Annotated in this window: 14 protein-coding genes and 2 pseudogenes; 9 read left to right on the top strand and 7 right to left on the bottom strand. The window is 55.8% G+C overall.

Annotated features, from left to right (window positions below; all coding sequences use genetic code 11):
* Window positions 1–66 precede the first annotated feature (66 nt).
* On the top strand, window positions 67–1,395 hold the full coding sequence (locus tag EGH23_RS24435; RefSeq protein WP_220582612.1) for a glycerate kinase type-2 family protein: 1,329 nt from the start codon (window positions 67–69) through the stop codon (window positions 1,393–1,395).
* 168 nt (window positions 1,396–1,563) lie between these two features.
* On the opposite strand, the gene EGH23_RS24430 is transcribed toward EGH23_RS24435, so the two are convergent.
* From EGH23_RS24430 to EGH23_RS24420, 3 genes are all read right to left on the bottom strand, one after another.
* Entirely contained in the window at window positions 1,564–2,559 is a 996-nt protein-coding gene (locus EGH23_RS24430) for a 2-keto-3-deoxygluconate permease (protein WP_220582598.1), read from the bottom strand.
* Window positions 2,560–2,887: 328 nt separating this feature from the next.
* Window positions 2,888–3,889 (bottom strand): 4-hydroxythreonine-4-phosphate dehydrogenase PdxA, encoded by a 1,002-nt coding sequence (gene pdxA, locus EGH23_RS24425; protein ID WP_236045069.1) that lies wholly within the window; start codon window positions 3,887–3,889, stop codon window positions 2,888–2,890.
* Complete coding sequence (locus EGH23_RS24420; RefSeq protein WP_220582597.1) at window positions 3,882–5,258, bottom strand: four-carbon acid sugar kinase family protein; 1,377 nt, start codon at window positions 5,256–5,258, stop codon at window positions 3,882–3,884. The genes pdxA and EGH23_RS24420 overlap by 8 nt, the downstream gene beginning before the upstream one ends.
* Window positions 5,259–5,750: 492 nt before the next feature.
* Between EGH23_RS24420 and EGH23_RS24415 the strand changes: the two genes are divergently transcribed.
* A complete protein-coding gene (locus EGH23_RS24415) occupies window positions 5,751–6,506 on the top strand; it encodes an IclR family transcriptional regulator (protein ID WP_220582596.1) in 756 nt (251 codons plus the stop codon).
* A 183-nt stretch (window positions 6,507–6,689) separates the two neighbouring features.
* Window positions 6,690–6,917, top strand: a pseudogene (locus EGH23_RS26680) (IS1595 family transposase); the annotation flags it as partial.
* Between the two features lie 657 nt (window positions 6,918–7,574).
* On the opposite strand, the pseudogene EGH23_RS27150 reads toward EGH23_RS26680, so the two are convergent.
* Window positions 7,575–7,784: pseudogene (locus EGH23_RS27150) on the bottom strand (hypothetical protein); the annotation flags it as partial.
* A 1,096-nt stretch (window positions 7,785–8,880) separates the two neighbouring features.
* Between EGH23_RS27150 and EGH23_RS24405 the strand changes: the two are divergent.
* The gene (locus tag EGH23_RS24405) at window positions 8,881–9,318 is read left to right on the top strand and encodes a YybH family protein (protein ID WP_220582594.1); all 438 of its coding nucleotides are present in this window, start codon (window positions 8,881–8,883) and stop codon (window positions 9,316–9,318) included.
* 336 nt (window positions 9,319–9,654) lie between these two features.
* Window positions 9,655–10,092: a YybH family protein gene (locus tag EGH23_RS24400; RefSeq protein ID WP_220582593.1), complete on the top strand. Its 438-nt coding sequence runs from the start codon at window positions 9,655–9,657 to the stop codon at window positions 10,090–10,092.
* Window positions 10,093–10,427: 335 nt separating this feature from the next.
* Here the strand turns inward: EGH23_RS24400 and EGH23_RS24395 are convergent, their stop codons facing one another.
* Complete coding sequence (locus EGH23_RS24395) at window positions 10,428–10,616, bottom strand: hypothetical protein (protein ID WP_220582592.1); 189 nt, start codon at window positions 10,614–10,616, stop codon at window positions 10,428–10,430.
* A gap of 98 nt (window positions 10,617–10,714) precedes the next feature.
* Window positions 10,715–11,137, bottom strand: coding sequence for a DUF7539 family protein (locus tag EGH23_RS24390; protein ID WP_220582591.1), 423 nt, complete (start codon window positions 11,135–11,137; stop codon window positions 10,715–10,717).
* Between the two features lie 781 nt (window positions 11,138–11,918).
* On the opposite strand from EGH23_RS24390, the gene EGH23_RS24385 reads away from it, so the two are divergent.
* The 3 genes from EGH23_RS24385 to EGH23_RS24375 all read left to right on the top strand — a co-directional run bounded on the left by EGH23_RS24385 (window position 11,919) and on the right by EGH23_RS24375 (window position 14,870).
* Window positions 11,919–12,977, top strand: a complete 1,059-nt coding sequence (locus EGH23_RS24385; protein WP_220582590.1) for an amidohydrolase family protein — start codon at window positions 11,919–11,921, stop codon at window positions 12,975–12,977.
* Window positions 12,977–13,759: an iron-sulfur cluster assembly protein gene (locus EGH23_RS24380; RefSeq protein WP_220582589.1), complete on the top strand. Its 783-nt coding sequence runs from the start codon at window positions 12,977–12,979 to the stop codon at window positions 13,757–13,759. Before EGH23_RS24385 ends, EGH23_RS24380 begins: the two co-directional genes overlap by 1 nt.
* A gap of 70 nt (window positions 13,760–13,829) precedes the next feature.
* Window positions 13,830–14,870, top strand: coding sequence for an NAD(P)-dependent alcohol dehydrogenase (locus EGH23_RS24375; RefSeq protein WP_220582588.1), 1,041 nt, complete (start codon window positions 13,830–13,832; stop codon window positions 14,868–14,870).
* A gap of 191 nt (window positions 14,871–15,061) precedes the next feature.
* Here the strand turns inward: EGH23_RS24375 and EGH23_RS24370 are convergent, their stop codons facing one another.
* Window positions 15,062–15,850, bottom strand: a complete 789-nt coding sequence (locus EGH23_RS24370; protein WP_220582587.1) for a VOC family protein — start codon at window positions 15,848–15,850, stop codon at window positions 15,062–15,064.
* Between the two features lie 322 nt (window positions 15,851–16,172).
* Between EGH23_RS24370 and EGH23_RS26675 the strand changes: the two genes are divergently transcribed.
* On the top strand, window positions 16,173–16,439 hold the full coding sequence (locus EGH23_RS26675; RefSeq protein WP_236045067.1) for a helix-turn-helix domain-containing protein: 267 nt from the start codon (window positions 16,173–16,175) through the stop codon (window positions 16,437–16,439).
* Window positions 16,440–16,670: the final 231 nt, after the last annotated feature.

Here is a 16,670-nt window from a genome sequence, read left to right as displayed (position 1 = left end):
ACGGTTGGCAGCCGTAATTGTTACTATCGGCCCTTGAATATGGACAAGCGAAGTTGCTCTCAAACTATGATAGCGAATCGACAGCAGATCAGCACTAGCGAGGTACGCGAGCTGGCTCTGAACTGCGCCGTCGCCGGCATCAAAGCGGCAGATCCCAGAACCGTCATTCCCGAACGGATATCGGTCAAGGGAGATGAACTGGCGGTAGCGGGCGAACGGTACGACCTCAGTGACTACGAACGCGTCCTCGTCGTGGGCGGCGGGAATGCGGCCGCTACGGTCGCGGACGCACTCGAAGGCGTCCTTGGTGACCGAATCGCGGATGGTGTTGTTGTCACGGACAATTCGACTGCCACTGAGCGGGTCTCGGTACTCCCGGGCGATCACCCAGTTCCGACTCAGCGAGGTGTACAGAGCACCCGTGAACTATTGGCGACAGCTAACGAGGCGACTGCAGACGACCTCGTAGTCGTCGTCATTACCGGCGGCGGGAGCGCGCTCATGCCCGCTCCCGCGGCGGGAATCTCTCTTGAGGATCTCCAACAGACCACGGAGTCGCTATTGGCGTCTGGTGCCACCATCCACGAGATCAACGCGCTGCGGAAGCATCTCTCGGATATCAAGGGTGGACAGCTCGCGGCAACGCTGGAACCGGCCGAAGTCGTCGGGGTCGTGCTCAGTGACGTAGTCGGGAACGATCTTGACGTGATAGCAAGCGGCCCGATTACGCCAGATAGTTCGACGTTCGAAGATGCCCTTGCCGTCGCGAATCGATACGATATCTCCCTCCCTGAGACTGTCCGTGAACGGCTTCAGAGCGGCATATCGGGAGAGATAGCGGAGACACCGAGCGAAGGCGATAGTGCGTTCAGGCGAGTCCATTCCTACGTCGTCGCCGACGGAAACACGGCATTGAATAGCGCAGCCGCCGTTGCTCGAGAACACGGTTACGACCCGCTCGTTCTGAGCTCCCGCATTCGTGGCGAGGCCAGCGAGGCCGCTAAAACGATGGCAGCTATCGCCGAAGAGTGTATAGCTACCGGCTCCCCGGTCGAACCGCCAGCCGTGCTCTTATCTGGCGGAGAGACAACGGTGACGATTAACGGAGACGGGACAGGCGGTCCGAACCAAGAATTCGTGCTGAGCGCCGCTCTCGAGTTGCAGGTGCCAGGCGTGACGGTCCTGAGTGTGGATACCGACGGTATTGATGGTGGTTCGAATGCCGCGGGCGGCATCGCCGAGTCCAATAGCTTACTCCCCACGACAGCAGCGAACGACGCACTTGATAACAACGATGCAGGTGGATTCCTCGAAGACTGGGATGGCGTGATTACGACAGGACCGACGAATACAAACGTCAATGACCTGCGGGTGCTGATCGTTGAAGACGAGTAACGTCGCATCGAGGTGCTGGCACTAACCCACCTCACAAAAGTTTGTCTCTCACCTAGCAGGGTGGGCGGTGCTACTTCAGGACGAAGAGACCTCGCAGCTCTGGGGGCACGCTTTCGGATAGCCCGTTAAAACCTGTAAAACGACCGTCCAAGCGTAGATGGAAGTCCTTTAGTCGTTGCTGGAAGCTTCGCTCGGCTCAGGTCCCACGGGCTCACCTGCAGCGGTTGTTCCATCCTCGCCGTTATCGACTCTCTCGTACACGAAACTCGCCAGTACTGGGGCCAAGAGCGCAGACACGATCGTGGAGGCCGCTACCTGTGGCGTCGCGACAGCTGCTGCGTTCCGCAGGGAAGCGTCGGCTACAGCGATAGCTTCGGGAGTGGCGACCGCGTTTCCAGCCGTACTTGATGCGGACGCGCCGGCAACGCCGCTCCCGCCTGAGAGGCGGTCGGCGAGGATATTGAATACGCCACCAAGCAGCACTGTCATGAGACCCAGCACGATCCCCGCCGCACCAGCGGTGATCAGCATTTTGAAATCGATTCCGGCGCCGAGTGGGAACGCAAAGAAGGGGATAAGGAGGGGGCCGCCGGCCGTCAGGAAATCCCGCATATCCGGGTCAAGATTTCCAAGGATCATCCCGACGATGATCGGCACGACGACTCCGACCAGACTCATGAGTGGAATCGAGGCAATTCCGGCCGTCCCTAGTGCGACCATCGTCAGAAAGGGCCCGTCGTTAACGGAGATGACCGAAATCGCTCCAACGTCAGTCTCGTCACCCATATCGCCGACGAGTGCAGCATATAGACCGCCGTTCGTATTGGTCATCGCCGCGATAATCGCCAGCGACGAGAGTCCGAAGAGACTGTTCCCCAAGAAATTAGCGACGATAAGCCCGACGCCCATCCCGACGAAGAACTTTGTTGCCGTGATAGCCGTTCCCTGTTTGAGTGACTGCGGAGCCTCGTCGAATCGGATTCCTGCGCCCATACAAACGAGGAACGCCGAAATCAATGGCAGTGCGCCATCCTTCGCGAGTGCGGTCGTAAACCCGCCGATCTCGAGAGCCTGTGGGAAGAACGTATTCGTGAGTGCTCCGAGGATTAGTGGCACCACCATCATCCCGCCCGGAACTCGCTCGATCGTCTGTTTAATTTTCATCGTTGAACACCAAAGGCACTACTAGCAGCCCTGGCTGCTGACTGCTCCGTTTTCGCGATCGAGATAGTATGCCTACTCTCGCTACGGACTACTTTGGCAATCATTCCACCCGGCAGTACAGAATATCGATTAAAAAACGTTACGGTGAGTCATTGCATTATATGACAGAATAGGTGATAATATAGAATTATCTATTGGTCAGCCATCCGTATCTTTAACAGAAACACGGCACCCGCCGGCGGACAACATCGTTCGCTTGTACCGGCAGGCCACAATGACACGAAGCCAGCGTGGTCGATAAGCTAGGTGATCGAACCCGTCGATTGTTCTAATGTCGACTCGCCATGTCAGCGGCGACATTGACGGCATCAATCAAGCTTTGTTCCGAAGCGACTCCTTGACCGGCGATGTCGAAGGCCGTCCCGTGGTCTACGCTCGTCCGGATAATCGGGAGTCCGATAGTGACATTCACGCCGGAAACCGCGCTACCGCCAGCGAATCCGAGCATCTTGATTGGAATATGGCCCTGGTCGTGGTACATTGAGACAACGCAGTCGAACTCTCCGCGCGCTGCTCGGACATACACCGTATCAGGTGATTCGGGTCCCGTCGCGTCGATGCCTTCTTCACGGGCTTGCTCAACTGCGGGTTTGATTTCGGCGTCGTCGTCATCGCCCAACAATCCCCCGTCACTGGCGTGTGGATTCAAACCCGCGACGCCAACGGAAGGCGATTCGACACCGAGATCGCGCAACGCGGTATTCGTCAAGCGAATCGTCTCGAGCACGTTCTCTGTCGTCACCAAGTCGCACGCTTTACGCAGTGAAACGTGGGTACTCACGTGTGTTACGCGGAGTTCGTCCTCGACGAGCATCATCGAGTAGTTTTTCGTATCGGTGTAGTCGGCAAGCATCCCGGTGTGGCCGGCGTATTCACTGCCCGCGAGCTTCGTCGCCTGCTTGTTGATCGGCGCGGTCGTGATCGCATCGATATCTCCATCCGTAGCGAGTTCAATCGCGCGCTCAATGTACATGAGGCTCGCAGACCCATACCCTTCCCGGACCTCGCCGTACACGAGCTCATCGATCGCATCTAAGTCTAATACGGGGACGCGTTCCTGCTCGAACGTTGCGTCCGCAACCGAATCGACAGCCTCGACAGATAGCGACACATCACAGACCTCGATTGCGTCGGTTATCACGCTCGCGTCGCCGATGACGATAGGTCGACTGTTTCCACGAAGTCGCTCGTACGCTTTCACGATCACCTCGGCCCCGACCCCTCCAGGGTCGCCCATCGTTATACCTACAATTGGCTTGGTTTCACGCATCAGTTTGGTTCAGCGCATCCAGACAATTAACGATTGTCTCTTCGGATCCGAATCCGCCGGCTTTCGTGATTAGCGCTTTTCCGGCCATAGTACCGTCTGCGAATTTACCGATGGGGATGCCTGCCTCGACCTCCTCACCGGTTAGCGTGATAGCCGTGGCGTTGAGCGACCGGATGACCGCGACAGCAATATCACCCCCTGTCAACAACATTCCAGACGGGGTTGCCTCTTGGAGAATCTCCGTTGTAGCTCCCGCGAGCTGCTCGGCCACCAGATTGCGAATTTCCGTAGACGTGAGGTTCTGTTCCTGCCCGGCGGCAAGAGTGCGCTCGACAGCTGATTCGTCAGTCGCAGCAGTGAGAACTACCGGTCGGTCCGCCTGCAGGCGCCGAACGGCTTGCTCTATTTCAGCGGTCGGTTCGTCGCCCGCGACCAATGCGGCTCCGTCGAGAGACACGACAACGTCGTCTGGTAAGCTGGCCAGTTGCGTGAGCGTCGTCGTGCTGACACTGCCGGCGACTCCCAGAGCTGCGCCACTCGAGGAACGAAGTGAGGAACATGTGTCGTCGCTCGTTTCGGGAACCGTGATACATTCCGCGAGTCCACCGCTCCCGACAAATAGCGTGTCGAAGTCGGCCGCCGCTTCGGCAATGACCTCCAAGTGGCTTTCTTCTTGCGCGTCACAGACAAGAATCGGCGGTCGATTGGCTCTCTCGACAGCGTCCGTAATTGCGGCCGCGACTTCGTCACTCCCCCTGTCGACGGTCGAGAGAGAGATGTTTTCGACCGGTCGCCCGATCGTCCCGAACAGATTGGCGATAGACGAAGAAGAGGGACCTTTCCCGTCCTCGCCGTACTCCGTCTCTGCGACCGGTTTCCCCTTAACGTAGTGGACGCCACCCTCAGTTTTCCGCCCAGCCGAGGGGAAGGCAGGCGCGACCAGAGCTAACGCCGCTTCCGACGCGGTAAGCGCCGCGTCGATCTCGGCGGCAAAGTTACCTCGCAACGTCGAGTCGACCTTCTTGTAAACCATTCGCGCTCGAGACCTCTCGGTCGCTTCGTAGACGCTTTCGATCGCCTCCTCCTCCTCGTCGTACCGAGTGTCGGTATTGATGCCCAGGACTGCGGTGTCCTCGTCTGTCGGGATCGAACTCATGTCCGCATCAGGGTCAGCGATGACGGTCGTCGCGTAGCCGCGGGCAGCGAACCCCTGTGACGTATCCATCGCTCCAGTGAGGTCGTCAGCGACCACCTCGACTTCGTACATGGTCCCACATTTATTTTCAAGGTGATAAAATATGCGGTAATTGCCATCGTACTGACCGACGGTAGGGTACTGGCTCTGCAGCCTTTCACACAGCACTGACATGCACACTAGCTGATTACACGAAATGTGAAAATAGAAACTTAGCCCAGCAGCCACTCACAAGCGGTTTCGTTCTCTGTTACAGATATCATCTCAATATTCTCGAATTTCTTGTTGCCGCAACACGGCGTGAGCGTTCTTTGTACCGAGTATATCGTAGATAGTGAAATAACATATCTGGTTCGAAGCGGTTCGAAATACATGAAAGAATGACCAGGTTCTATCTCTTTTTCGATAACTCCAGTGCCATTCTGATGGGGTTATTAGTGGATAATAGACACAGTCACGAGATAGGGCTGCCCTCCTCGAATGAGACCCGTGAAATCTTTCGATCTCGGGTTGTTATTGCTCGAAGAGGAATTCACGAGACACAAACCCCAATAAGGTGCCCTGCACGCCTATAGCACGAGAAAAATCCGAAATACCGTATGAAATATCTATGCTCGATATTCGTTGATAGCGAATTTTAAGTGGATGCTCCTCTTGGGCAGAGATATGGATGGCACGTCAGGTCGAACACTCCAAACCGTCGAAACCTCATTAGCAGTTATCGATGTAATTCAGAAGCGAGATGGGGCGCGAATATCTGAAGTCGCCGATGAACTGGACCTCGCGCTGAGTACAGTTCATGGGCATCTAAATACACTCGTACAAAACGAGTATCTAATCAAAGAAGGCGACGAATACGATATCAGTCTGACCTTCTCGGAAAAGGCAGAGTACGCGAAGACGCGGAAAAAGGTATTTCAACTGGCCGAAGAGACCGTCACAAAACTAGCTGACGAAACGGGCCACCGAGCCTACTTTGTGGTCGAAGAACATGGATGGGCGAAGTACGTTCATACGGCGACAGGCAACCCTTCTGTAAAGGTAAGCGGTCGTATCGACCACCTCCATGCCAGTGCTGCGGGGAAGGCGATTCTCGCACATATGCCTGATGAGCGCGTCGAAGAGATTATTGATGAAAAAGGGCTCCCTGCTATGACGGCAAAGACGATAACAGACAGAGAAGAATTAGAGAGCGAATTCGAACGAATCCGAGAGCAGGGCGTGAGTTTCAACAAAGGCGAAACGATCGAGGGACTATACGCCGCCGGCGTTCCTGTGAAAGGCATAGACAACCGCGTCGTCGGGTCTCTGAGCGTCTCTGGGGCGAAAAAGAAGATGGAGGGACCCTGGTTTACCGAGGAACTACCCGAACTTCTCGCTGGAGTGGCGAACGAACTCGAATTGAACATCAGCCACACATAACCACTACGCCATCATTCTCGCGCATCTATAACACATGTACTTCCGTTACCTCGAGAGTGGCGCAAAAACAGATAGTGGAACAGAGACGAGATACTTACATCTCTCTTCTGTGGGAAATTACCAATACTATCGAGCGAGAGCTGTAAAATCAAGAGGGCAAGGGTACCGCGTCAGCGGTACTCGATACGAGTAGTTCCGCTAGATGTATTTAGATCGCAATCAGTCGCAGCAGACCTGTTGATACAGGTTCGGTGCCGGGGCGGTATAACCGGTCCTCGCAGTCGTTCTGACCGTCGGAGTAGAAACAACAGTTACGGGAAATTCATATAGATATCTCTGTGAAATTTTGACCGGGCGTTCAACGATAAGACCGACACAATCTTTACTCACTCGAAGGTTGCACTCCGTCAGTAGCTATTCCCAGCTCACTCATTCCTATAGATATCCTCTATATGTGCATTGAACAGATAGGCAATCCTGTTCAATAATGAGAGTACCCACACTATTCCGAGTCACGTACCTATTCACTCCTATTTTCCTTTTAACGAAAATTACCAGTCAGTAGTCCGTAACGGCGAACGCCGCAGGATTATGCGCTTCAACGACCGCTCTAGAAATAATAATAGAAATAGCGAATCAGACATCTGAGTATCGAACTTGCAGCTATATATGGCACTTTTGGAGACAGAATATTATACTATAGTAGTATTTGAACCTCAACAGATCTGCTAATTGATATCTAGAATTAAAAGGTTACAAATGGATTCTCGGTTGAAGCTTGGTACTCATCAAGATACCTCCACGACTTCAGGCTGTTTCAGACGGACCCTCGTGGAGACGACGCCGAGACTATAGAGCCCGCCTTCTAGAATTGGGAGAGGTACTCCGTAGATCTGTTAGAGTCGCTCTGCTGTCTATCGCCCGCCATAATACACCTAAAACTGAAGATGCACCAAAATTGACAATCTGGCGAGATAAAGTTCACTCCACCAGCTTGACCGACCCATCGTACTAACTCTTCACTTGCTTGTCCGTGAGCCACGTTACTGACGACGATAGCAGCACAATTCAGGTCGTGCGGAGGTGATCGGTACGGGGCTCGTAGACCTCACCCTGCTGCTTCAGCGTCTCGATCTCGTGTTCAGCCTTGTCCTGGCCAATGCCAACCAGGTGTGCCCGTTTGACAACCTCAGCAATCGGTGCGCCGTCGTCGAATTGCTCTTCCAAATCTTCGATTATCCCACGAATGTCCTGGATTCGATCTCGCTGTGTGTTCGCTGCTGTGGGGAGTTCATTTCCAATCACGACTTCCTGTGACCGTCTGAAATCAACCTCGAGTTCCGCACTAGCAATGGATTCGACCGCGTTCGTTACCTGCTCGTCGTAGACACGAACAACGAAGCCGCTCCCTGGGCCGTCATAGACGGCTTCAACATCGACGACATAGCTGTCGGGAAGCTGCTGCGCTACGTGCTCTTGCAGCTGTTCTTCTGCTTTTGCAGCGAGCTCGCCTGCTCGTTGCTCATGTTCGTTACTTGTCTGTATGTGGTCGGACGCACTCTCAACCAACTCTTGTGGACTCTCTTCAGACACAGCACTGGGTACAAAAGGATAGACTGTGGTCTTTAGCAACGGTGAGTAGAACGCACTCTTCGGCCACCGAGATGTCCCGACCGCCGACGGATACACGGCCCTCCGCAGCGATCGTCTGTGTGCTTGTCAGTGTGGGGATCAGTACCACGAGGAGACACAGCTATACACAGCACGATTGACACGCCGCCCACACCGCCGCAAGCACCCATTAACGAACCCGCGGAGGCACGATGAACACCGACCAACCTACCGTCCTCGCAATCGTAACCAGCATTGTCGCGAAAGTTTGTTTCGCCGGCATTGCTCTCGCGAAGCTCGTCGAACCCGGCCCAGATGTGTTGCTCGTCGGCTATCTCGCCCTAGCATTTAGCTGCTCGACTGTCTCGGCGGTCGCACGGATGTCACGGGCCCTCTTCGTACCGTCAATCAGCACAGGAAGGTGGGCTGACACAAGGCTAACCAACAAACCAGCCTCGTTTGTTCGAGCGTTGGTTAGCTAATTCGTCAGATTCCCTCGAACCGCTGTTTGTTACTCATCACAGTATCTGAAACAGCCACTCAGCAATGTTGCGAACTGACCACTACAAATCCTATCAGCGGCGGATGATGTTCTGAGAGGTCTACTGAATACACAGCGCGTATTCACCTCTTATTGCCTATTCGGTCGTCCTTCACTCAGTGGCTCGTACCTCCATCGCAGCGTGAATATGTCACTGAATGCTAACTGGTAGCATACTTTCACCGTGGTCGGCGTTCTGTGTGCGCATGGAGAGATCAACACATGAATCCATCACAAATCGAAGTAGACGAAGTCCGAGCCGCATCCGACCAACTCTATGATGCACTGGAAGCGCTATTGAACGGGGATGCCGGTCCTATGGCGGAGATCTGGTCACACGAGGACGACGTGACGACCATGACCGAACTCGGTGGACGGGAGAAGGGCTGGGACGCCATCAGTGGGTCTATGGAGGAAGTCGCATCAGCGTGTTCGGATGGCACGGCCACCCGGAAGGACCAGCTCATCCGCGTCACCGGCGACCTCGCATACGAACTCTGCACCGAGTCGCTGTCGGCGACCTTAGCGGGTGAATCGATTACCTGGGAGCACCGGGCGACGAACATCTACCGGAAGGAGAACGGCGAGTGGAAGATTGTCCACCAACACGCCGATTTGGACGCCGAACTCGCCGAGAAAGTGGCGAACATGGGTGCCTGAGCGACCGACGAACGTTCGGCGACCCAATTCAACGACCGTTTTACTCGACTGAATAGATATCCTATCTTCAGGGGTGCGTCATGACGGGGTTCCACAGGAGGTGGCGACCGTGCTGAGTACACTCTCTGGATCGGTCACGCTGGTACTGACAAGCGCTGAGTAGTTTGAAAAGGCACTGCTGCATACAGCGCGCGTATTCACCACTTCTTGCCTATTCGGTCATCCTTCACTCGGTGGCTCGTACCACCATCGCACCGTGAATATGTTGACGAATGCTAACTGGCAACATGCATTCACGGGGGTGGGTGTTCTGTGTGCGCATGGAGAGACCAACACGTGAATCCATCACAAACCGAAACAGACGCCGTCAGAGCTGCATCTGACCAGTTCTACGATGCACTGGACGAGATGGCGAATGGCAATGCCAGTGCCATGGCGGATGTCTGGTCACACGAGGACGACGTGACGACCATGCATCCGATCGGTGGACGGGAGGAGGGCTGGGACGCCGTCAAAGGATCCTGGGAGGGAGTCGCATCAATGAGTGAGGGTGGGGAGGTCACCCGCACGGGCCAACTCATCCGCGTCACCAGCGACCTTGCATACGAACTCTGCACCGAGTCCGCGTCGATGACCATTGCGGGTGATCAGCTCTCCCTGGAGGGCCGGGCGACCAACGTCTACCGAAAGGAGAACGGCGAGTGGAAAGCCGTTCACCACCACGCCGACCTCGACGCCCAACTCGCCGAGAAAGTGGCGAACATGGGTGCCTGAGCGACCGACGAACGTTCGGCCTCACGATTCGGCTACCGTTCCACCCTCCCGAATAGCGATCCTGTATTCACCGTCGAGTCGTGACGGAGTCTCCACAGTCGGTGGCGACCGTGCTGCATCTATCCTCTAAATCTTGCACACCGCATGTGGCAGAAACCGGATAGAACGCAAGTCAGTGCGATACATCGTCTTCCTGTACTGACCGTCTGACCTCCTCCTGCGCCTAAAGACGCAGTAACGACTGGGTGAGTTGAGGAAGTGTCAAATAATCAAATGCATTGATACGGCTGCCCCCCGAATGACCAAGTATGCCGACGCACCACCATGGGACGCAGTCATTCATCGACTTCATGCAAACGTACCTCCAGGATCATCCAAAACGCTGCAAGGAGTGTGGAAACGTCGCCCGCGCCCGGTCGGAGTGGCGTGTAGAAAAGCGTGATGAGGACGGCCTTCATTTCGTGCATACTTGTCCGGAGTGTAGGACAGAGGACGACGTGTTTCTCAACCTCGTCCCAGAACACGAGCGATCTCGAGGCTAGGGAGGGTGAGGCGTGACATCTCTCTCGGAATCGTTTGAATCTGCGACAATGCGAGACTGGACAGGAGTCGGGACCTAACTCTATGTTTGACGGATGAACTCGTCGAGTTCTCCTTCGATGAGTGTCGCGACGCGCTCACTGTATTGCCAGAGTGCTGCGTTGAGTCGCTCTTCAGTTTCGTCGTCGAAGTCGTCGGCCCCACGGAGAACAGAATCCGTGGTAATCTGTGGATGGTAGACACAGACGATGCCGAGTGAGATATCCGAACTCGAGGTTCCCGCTGTGTGAATGCCATACTGATCGGTTCCCCAAACACCATCGCTGCCCCCTCGCTCCAGTTCGGAGTCGAGCGCATCCAGCAGCTGCATCTCTTCGGAGGAGAGGAGGGAATCGTCTCCTTCGAATAGTTCAGTGTACGCCTCCATTCGGGCATTTCTCGTCCACTGGTCCAACTGGGAACGTGCCCGTAATACAAGCTGTCGTTCGTCGGGAAATTCAGCCATAGTCATATGTGAATGGCTGTGGTAATCAACGTTCGTAGGGTGGCTCTAGATGATGCGCATGCTGGTTATGGGCTGTCGCGAGAAATAGAACCCCTAACAGCCTCGTCTCCGCTGTTATCAGTTCGTGGCTGGCACGCTGATCGCGGCAGCTCCATCACTGCATCTCACAGCACCGAGACAGGCGACAGCTACCCAAGAGACGAGCGCCGCGACGATGGGGGAGCCAGTGCAGTAAGCTGTCGGCTGGGAAACTGGCTACGTTCCCTTTGACTCTTGTTGTGCACGACAGCGGCAGAAACAGCCACTCAGTAAGAATGCTAACTGAGTACCTATGATGATACGAGTAATATCGGGGGTTAATCCGTATTCAAAACGGATGACAAGTGGGAACGGAGAAGCCTCTGACAATTCGGCACCCCCAACGTTTCCGAATCGGGTTCCCCGTTTCCCAAATGTGGAACCCACAGCAGACGAAATAACTCTGTGCTCCTCCGGTACTGACCGTCGGGTCATCTGACCCCTGGTCGTCCACGATCTCGCTTTCCGCGTCGAGTAGCTCATACAATTCGTCGACTAACGGAATCGGAGACCGAGTTTCATCGCGCTCGAGTGGTGCCTTTCACTCTAGCGACTTACCCTAAAGCAGTTGCCACCGACGAGCAGGCTATTTCTGGTATATGCCACTAGAAGCCCGCTTAACTACATTCATCGTCCGTATCTAAACACCGCTCGCTAATTGTGCCTAACATTTATTATAATGAGACACTGCCCCATACATGAGATGTACTACCAAGACGATGAGGAAATTTTCGTCATTGACGGGCACGTCCACCTCTGGGATGCGCGCGAAGAGAACATCAAACACCAAGGTGGCGAGGAGTTCATCCAGTGTTTCTACGATTACCATACAGGTTTCACACCAGAAGAGCGGGAGTGGGACCTCGACGAGTATCGGTACTACGGTCCGGAACGGATGGCCGAGGACCTGTTCGGAAACGCCGCAGCTGACATGGCTATCTTCCAGCCGACGTACCTCACCGACTTCTACGATGAGGGTTTCAATACGATAGAACAAAACGCGGAACTGGCCGAGGAGTACCCCGAGCGGTTCGTGCTCAACGGGACCTTCGACCCCAGAGACGGTGAGGACGGACTGGAATACCTCGAACATCAGAAGGAACAGTACGACATCGAGGGCGTCAAGGTGTATACCGCAGAGTGGCGCGGCGAGTCGAAGGGATGGCGTCTCGACAGCGAGGAGTCGTTCGAGTTCTTGGAAAAATGCGCGGAACTGGGAATCGACAAGATCCACGCCCACAAGGGCCCGACGATTCGACCGCTGAACCGTGACGCGTTCGATGTGGCTGACATCGACGACGCCGCGAGTTCGTTCCCGGATCTCGACTTCGTCGTCGAACACGTTGGACTCCCACGCTTAGACGACTTCTGCTGGATTGCCGCGCAAGAGCCGAACGTGTACGGCGGACTCGCCGTCGCAGCCCCAATGGTACAGAATCGTCCCCGGAAGTTCGGCGAAATAATGGGAGAGCTGCTGTATTGGCTCGGTGAAGACCGCATCATCTTCGGGTCGGACTACGCACTGTGGAACCCCGACTGGCTGGTGGATATGATGATGAACGCCGAGCTGACCGACGAACAGCAAGACGAGTACGGCGTCGAACTCACGACGGACGTAATGAAGAAGATTATGGGTGAGAATATCGCCGAACTGTACGACATCGATATCGAAGAGAAAAAGCAACAGTTCCGCACGGACGGCGTGACTGAGGAATTCGGCCTCGAAGATCACTATGGGGCCACGGATGCCACTGCAGACTAATGTCGAGTCGAACACACACGGACGCACATCCGACCGTCCGCGAGATACGCAATCAACTGGACCAGGTGACAGATCCTGAACTTGACGAATCTATCGTCGAACTGGACTATATCGACGATATCACCATTCAGGGGTCGTTGGTCGACGTGACCTTCTCACTCCCAACAGCGTGGTGTTCGCCGGCGTTCGCGTGGATGATGGCCACAGATGCCCGTGACGAGGTCGAGTCACTCGACAGCGTTGAACGGGCCACCATCAGTCTTCGCGAGCACATGCACGAAACCGAGATTACCGAGGGAGTCAATGGCCGCAAGTCGTTCGAGAATGTCTTCCCGGACGCAGACGGTGGTATCGAGAGCATCCGAGCGTCACTCGACGACAAGGCACGGGTCGGCCGGCAATACGACGCGATGAACGAATTACTGGACGTGGGACTCTCGGCAACACAGATAGTCCAACTCACCCGCGGTAATCTCTCGCTGGGCGACGACGGCGACACCGAGGCAGTCATCTATGTCCGAGACGGCGCAGTGGCGATTCCTGTCGACGGCAAGGTTCTCGCCAGCTACGTTGAGAAAGCCAAAGCATCAGGGGTCTTCAGCGCCGAAGACGACCTGCTGTTCCGGACGCCAGAGGGCGAGCCTATCGACCCCGACCAATTCGACCTCATTCACAAGCGGACGCGGCTCGCGAAAGTGAACATGAGCGGGCAGGGCAACATCTGTGACGCACTCAACGAGGCCCGCTTCGACCCCGACAGACCAGATTCCTACGCGCGATAACCCCCGAAACCAGCAGGGTTCTGGGAGACCCTCAAGTTTATAATAATAGATGGTGGAGGTATGCTATACCATGCGAGCAGCACGCTTACACGAATACACACATGACATGAGCGACGGCCTCTCGATCGACGAAGTCGATAAACCACAGGTATCCGGCAGCTCCGACGTAATCGTCGAAGTAGAAGGTGCCGGGTGGTGTCAGACAGACAACCATATTATCGAGGGGATGTGGGAAGAGTACGTTCCACAGCCCCTGCCGATGACACTCGGTCACGAGAACGCCGGTACCGTCCTCGAAGTCGGCGAGGAAGTTGAACTCGTCTCAGAGGGCGACCAGGTCATCTGTCACCCGGTCCAGTCGTGTGGCACTTGCCGGCCGTGCCGGCAAGGTGAGACGATGTATTGCGAGAACGACGCATTCAACGGCCTGACGACCGACGGTGGCTTCGCCGACGAACTCCACACGAGCGAGCGGTCGGTAATTCCCTTGCCTGACGGCATAGACCCGACGACCATCGCACCCCACGCCGACGCGGGTATCACCGCCTACCACGCCGTGAAGAAGGCCGAAGACGGCCTCAACCCCGGTGACACCGCTGTCGTCATCGGCGTCGGCGGCCTCGGTCACATTGGACTGCAGTGTCTCGAATCGATGAGCGCCGCCGACATCGTCGCTGTCGATCTCAAAGAGTCCGCACGAGACCTCGCGTCGGACCTCGGTGCACACTACACGCTCGACCCCGAAAGCGACGACGTAGCGAGCGAGATCGAGGACATCACCGACGGCGTCGGCGCGGCCCGGGTACTGGATTTCGTCGGGGCCGACGAGACGACACAACTAGCCCCCGATATCTGCGCGGCCGGGGGCGACCACCACATCATCGGCTACGGCGGCCACATCCACGAACCAGCTCAGGCGCTTGTCAATGGAGAGTTCTCGTTCGTCGGCAACATCGTCGGTCGGTACGCGGAGCTCCAGGAATTGGTCGCACTGGTTGAACGCGGCGAGGTCACTCTCCATACCAGCCGCTATGACCTCGAAGACGTCAACGAGGTCGCCCAGAAGCTCGAAAATAGAGAGATAGACGGGCGGGCTGTCATCACGCCGTAGATCGCCCTTTCTCCAGATTCCCGGGTTTCGGGAGTGTGAACACCATAGGAGGGAGTATCGTAGCAATCCAAGACTTTGTTTTTATGAGTCTAGAGTGCTACCTGAACATCAGTTACGAATACCCCGTCCGACTCCGGATGGGAGATGACGTATCTGCCACGAGCTACCGTAGCCACGCTGGTCGGTGGAGATCAGAAGGGGAACAGCGAGTCAGCCGCCGGGTCCCGTTCCAGCAGTTCGATCTCGTGTCCGTCTTGGTCTTTCGTAAACGCGTAGAGGTCGTCACAGGATTCGGGGTCGCGGTAATCCGGCGCCTCCCGTTCCATGAGTGTCTCCCAGTCGTCGTGGACGTCGTCGATCCTGACACAGAGATGGCCCCAGGAGTCGCCGTAATCGTACGTACGGCCGTCGTAATTGTAGGTGAGTTCGACGGCCATCTCCTCGGGCGCAGCGTCCCTGGGCTCGACGAAATAATTTGCAAAAGTATCGGCCTCCCAGCGGCCGACTTCGTCGTATCCGAATTTCCGGATCCAGAAGCCGAGTGCCTCGTCGGCGTCTTCGACGCGGATCATTGTGTGGTCGAGGCTCCACTTCGCACCATGGTCACGCTGCACGATCTCGACCTCGTGTCCGTCGGGGTCTTTGACGAATGCGTAACGACCGCCGCAAGATTCAGGGTCGCGGTAGTCTTCGACGCCCTCATCCATCAACTGCTCGTAGGATGCCTCCAGTTCCCCTTCAGGAACACGGACGGCGATGTGACCCCAGGCGTCGCCCAGTTCCAGTTCCTCGCCCTCGTTGTGGGTTATCTCCAGCATAGCACCGTCCTCGTGCATGTCTTCGGGGCCCAGATAGACGATGGTGAACCCGTCGCCTTCGTATCGATCCTTCTCCTCATAGTCGAGGTGCGTCGTGTACCAGTCGAGCGATGTCTGCAGATCCGCGACGCGGATCATGACGTGGTCGAGAGTACCATCCATGATTTTTTGCTGGCCCCTCTGGGACAAAAGCGTATCGAGGGGGAAAGTCGACGGGACCTCTGAATAGACATACCCATACTTTTGACGGTAGAATATAAACCCCACAATTGGGAGCATGGGCTTACGAAAGGCAGTCGCAACACTCACTCGTCGACGGCAGTCGGTTACGCGTATCCGAGAATGCCGGCAATGCGGGACGACGCTCGAGGAGGAGACGACAGTGTGTCCAGACTGTGGGTCAACCGAGATTGCGCAGTACCAATTTGCCAGACTGGCCGCCCACACCCGAGGAGTTGTAGCGGCAGTCCCTGTAGAGACACATATGGTGGCACCAGATGCGAATGACTGTCTTGCTGGTGCGCCTCCCAGTGCCAAGCTCGTCTACAAAACACTGGAATACGAGGGAGAATTAACCCAGGGCCAACTTGTCGATGAAACGCGACTCTCAGTGCGTACTGTCCGGTATGCACTAACGGAACTCCAGAACCGAGACGTAGTTCGCGAAGAGATCTATTTCGCTGATGCCCGCAAACGCCTTTACTCACTCAAATCGCCCGACAAGTCGTCTGCATCCACAGATAGAGCGTGACAAGAAACGTCTCTACGATCGTTTGCTATCGACCGCTGTAATGGCAACAATAGCTGGGACAGCAGAGGCCCAGTGATGGGCAGCAATTGAAAACGAGTGGCTGATCACCACTCCTCTCGTGGTGGCAGTTCAGTCCCACAGTACCGACAGAACCGCATCGGCGCACGCGGCGTTTCCCGCCCGGTATCATATGAAAACTCACGGCCACACTCCGCACATGCTGTCTTTGGC

The sequence above is a fragment of the Haloarcula nitratireducens genome (assembly GCF_019599505.1).
The sequence above is the reverse complement of the archived record's forward strand: the minus strand, read 5'-3'. Positions and strand labels throughout refer to the sequence as shown.

Coding starts and splice junctions, on each gene's coding strand:
- EGH23_RS24380 (WP_220582589.1), top strand. CDS start 12,977: ATGTCGAGTCGAACACACACGGACGCACATCCGACCGTCCGCGAGATA.
- EGH23_RS24390 (WP_220582591.1), bottom strand. CDS start 11,137: ATGGCTGAATTTCCCGACGAACGACAGCTTGTATTACGGGCACGTTCC.
- EGH23_RS24420 (WP_220582597.1), bottom strand. CDS start 5,258: ATGTCAGTGCTGTGTGAAAGGCTGCAGAGCCAGTACCCTACCGTCGGT.
- EGH23_RS24435 (WP_220582612.1), top strand. CDS start 67: ATGATAGCGAATCGACAGCAGATCAGCACTAGCGAGGTACGCGAGCTG.
- EGH23_RS24430 (WP_220582598.1), bottom strand. CDS start 2,559: ATGAAAATTAAACAGACGATCGAGCGAGTTCCGGGCGGGATGATGGTG.
- pdxA (WP_236045069.1), bottom strand. CDS start 3,889: ATGCGTGAAACCAAGCCAATTGTAGGTATAACGATGGGCGACCCTGGA.
- EGH23_RS24370 (WP_220582587.1), bottom strand. CDS start 15,850: ATGGATGGTACTCTCGACCACGTCATGATCCGCGTCGCGGATCTGCAG.
- EGH23_RS24405 (WP_220582594.1), top strand. CDS start 8,881: ATGAATCCATCACAAATCGAAGTAGACGAAGTCCGAGCCGCATCCGAC.
- EGH23_RS24415 (WP_220582596.1), top strand. CDS start 5,751: ATGGATGGCACGTCAGGTCGAACACTCCAAACCGTCGAAACCTCATTA.
- EGH23_RS24385 (WP_220582590.1), top strand. CDS start 11,919: ATGTACTACCAAGACGATGAGGAAATTTTCGTCATTGACGGGCACGTC.
- EGH23_RS24375 (WP_220582588.1), top strand. CDS start 13,830: ATGCGAGCAGCACGCTTACACGAATACACACATGACATGAGCGACGGC.
- EGH23_RS26675 (WP_236045067.1), top strand. CDS start 16,173: ATGGTGGCACCAGATGCGAATGACTGTCTTGCTGGTGCGCCTCCCAGT.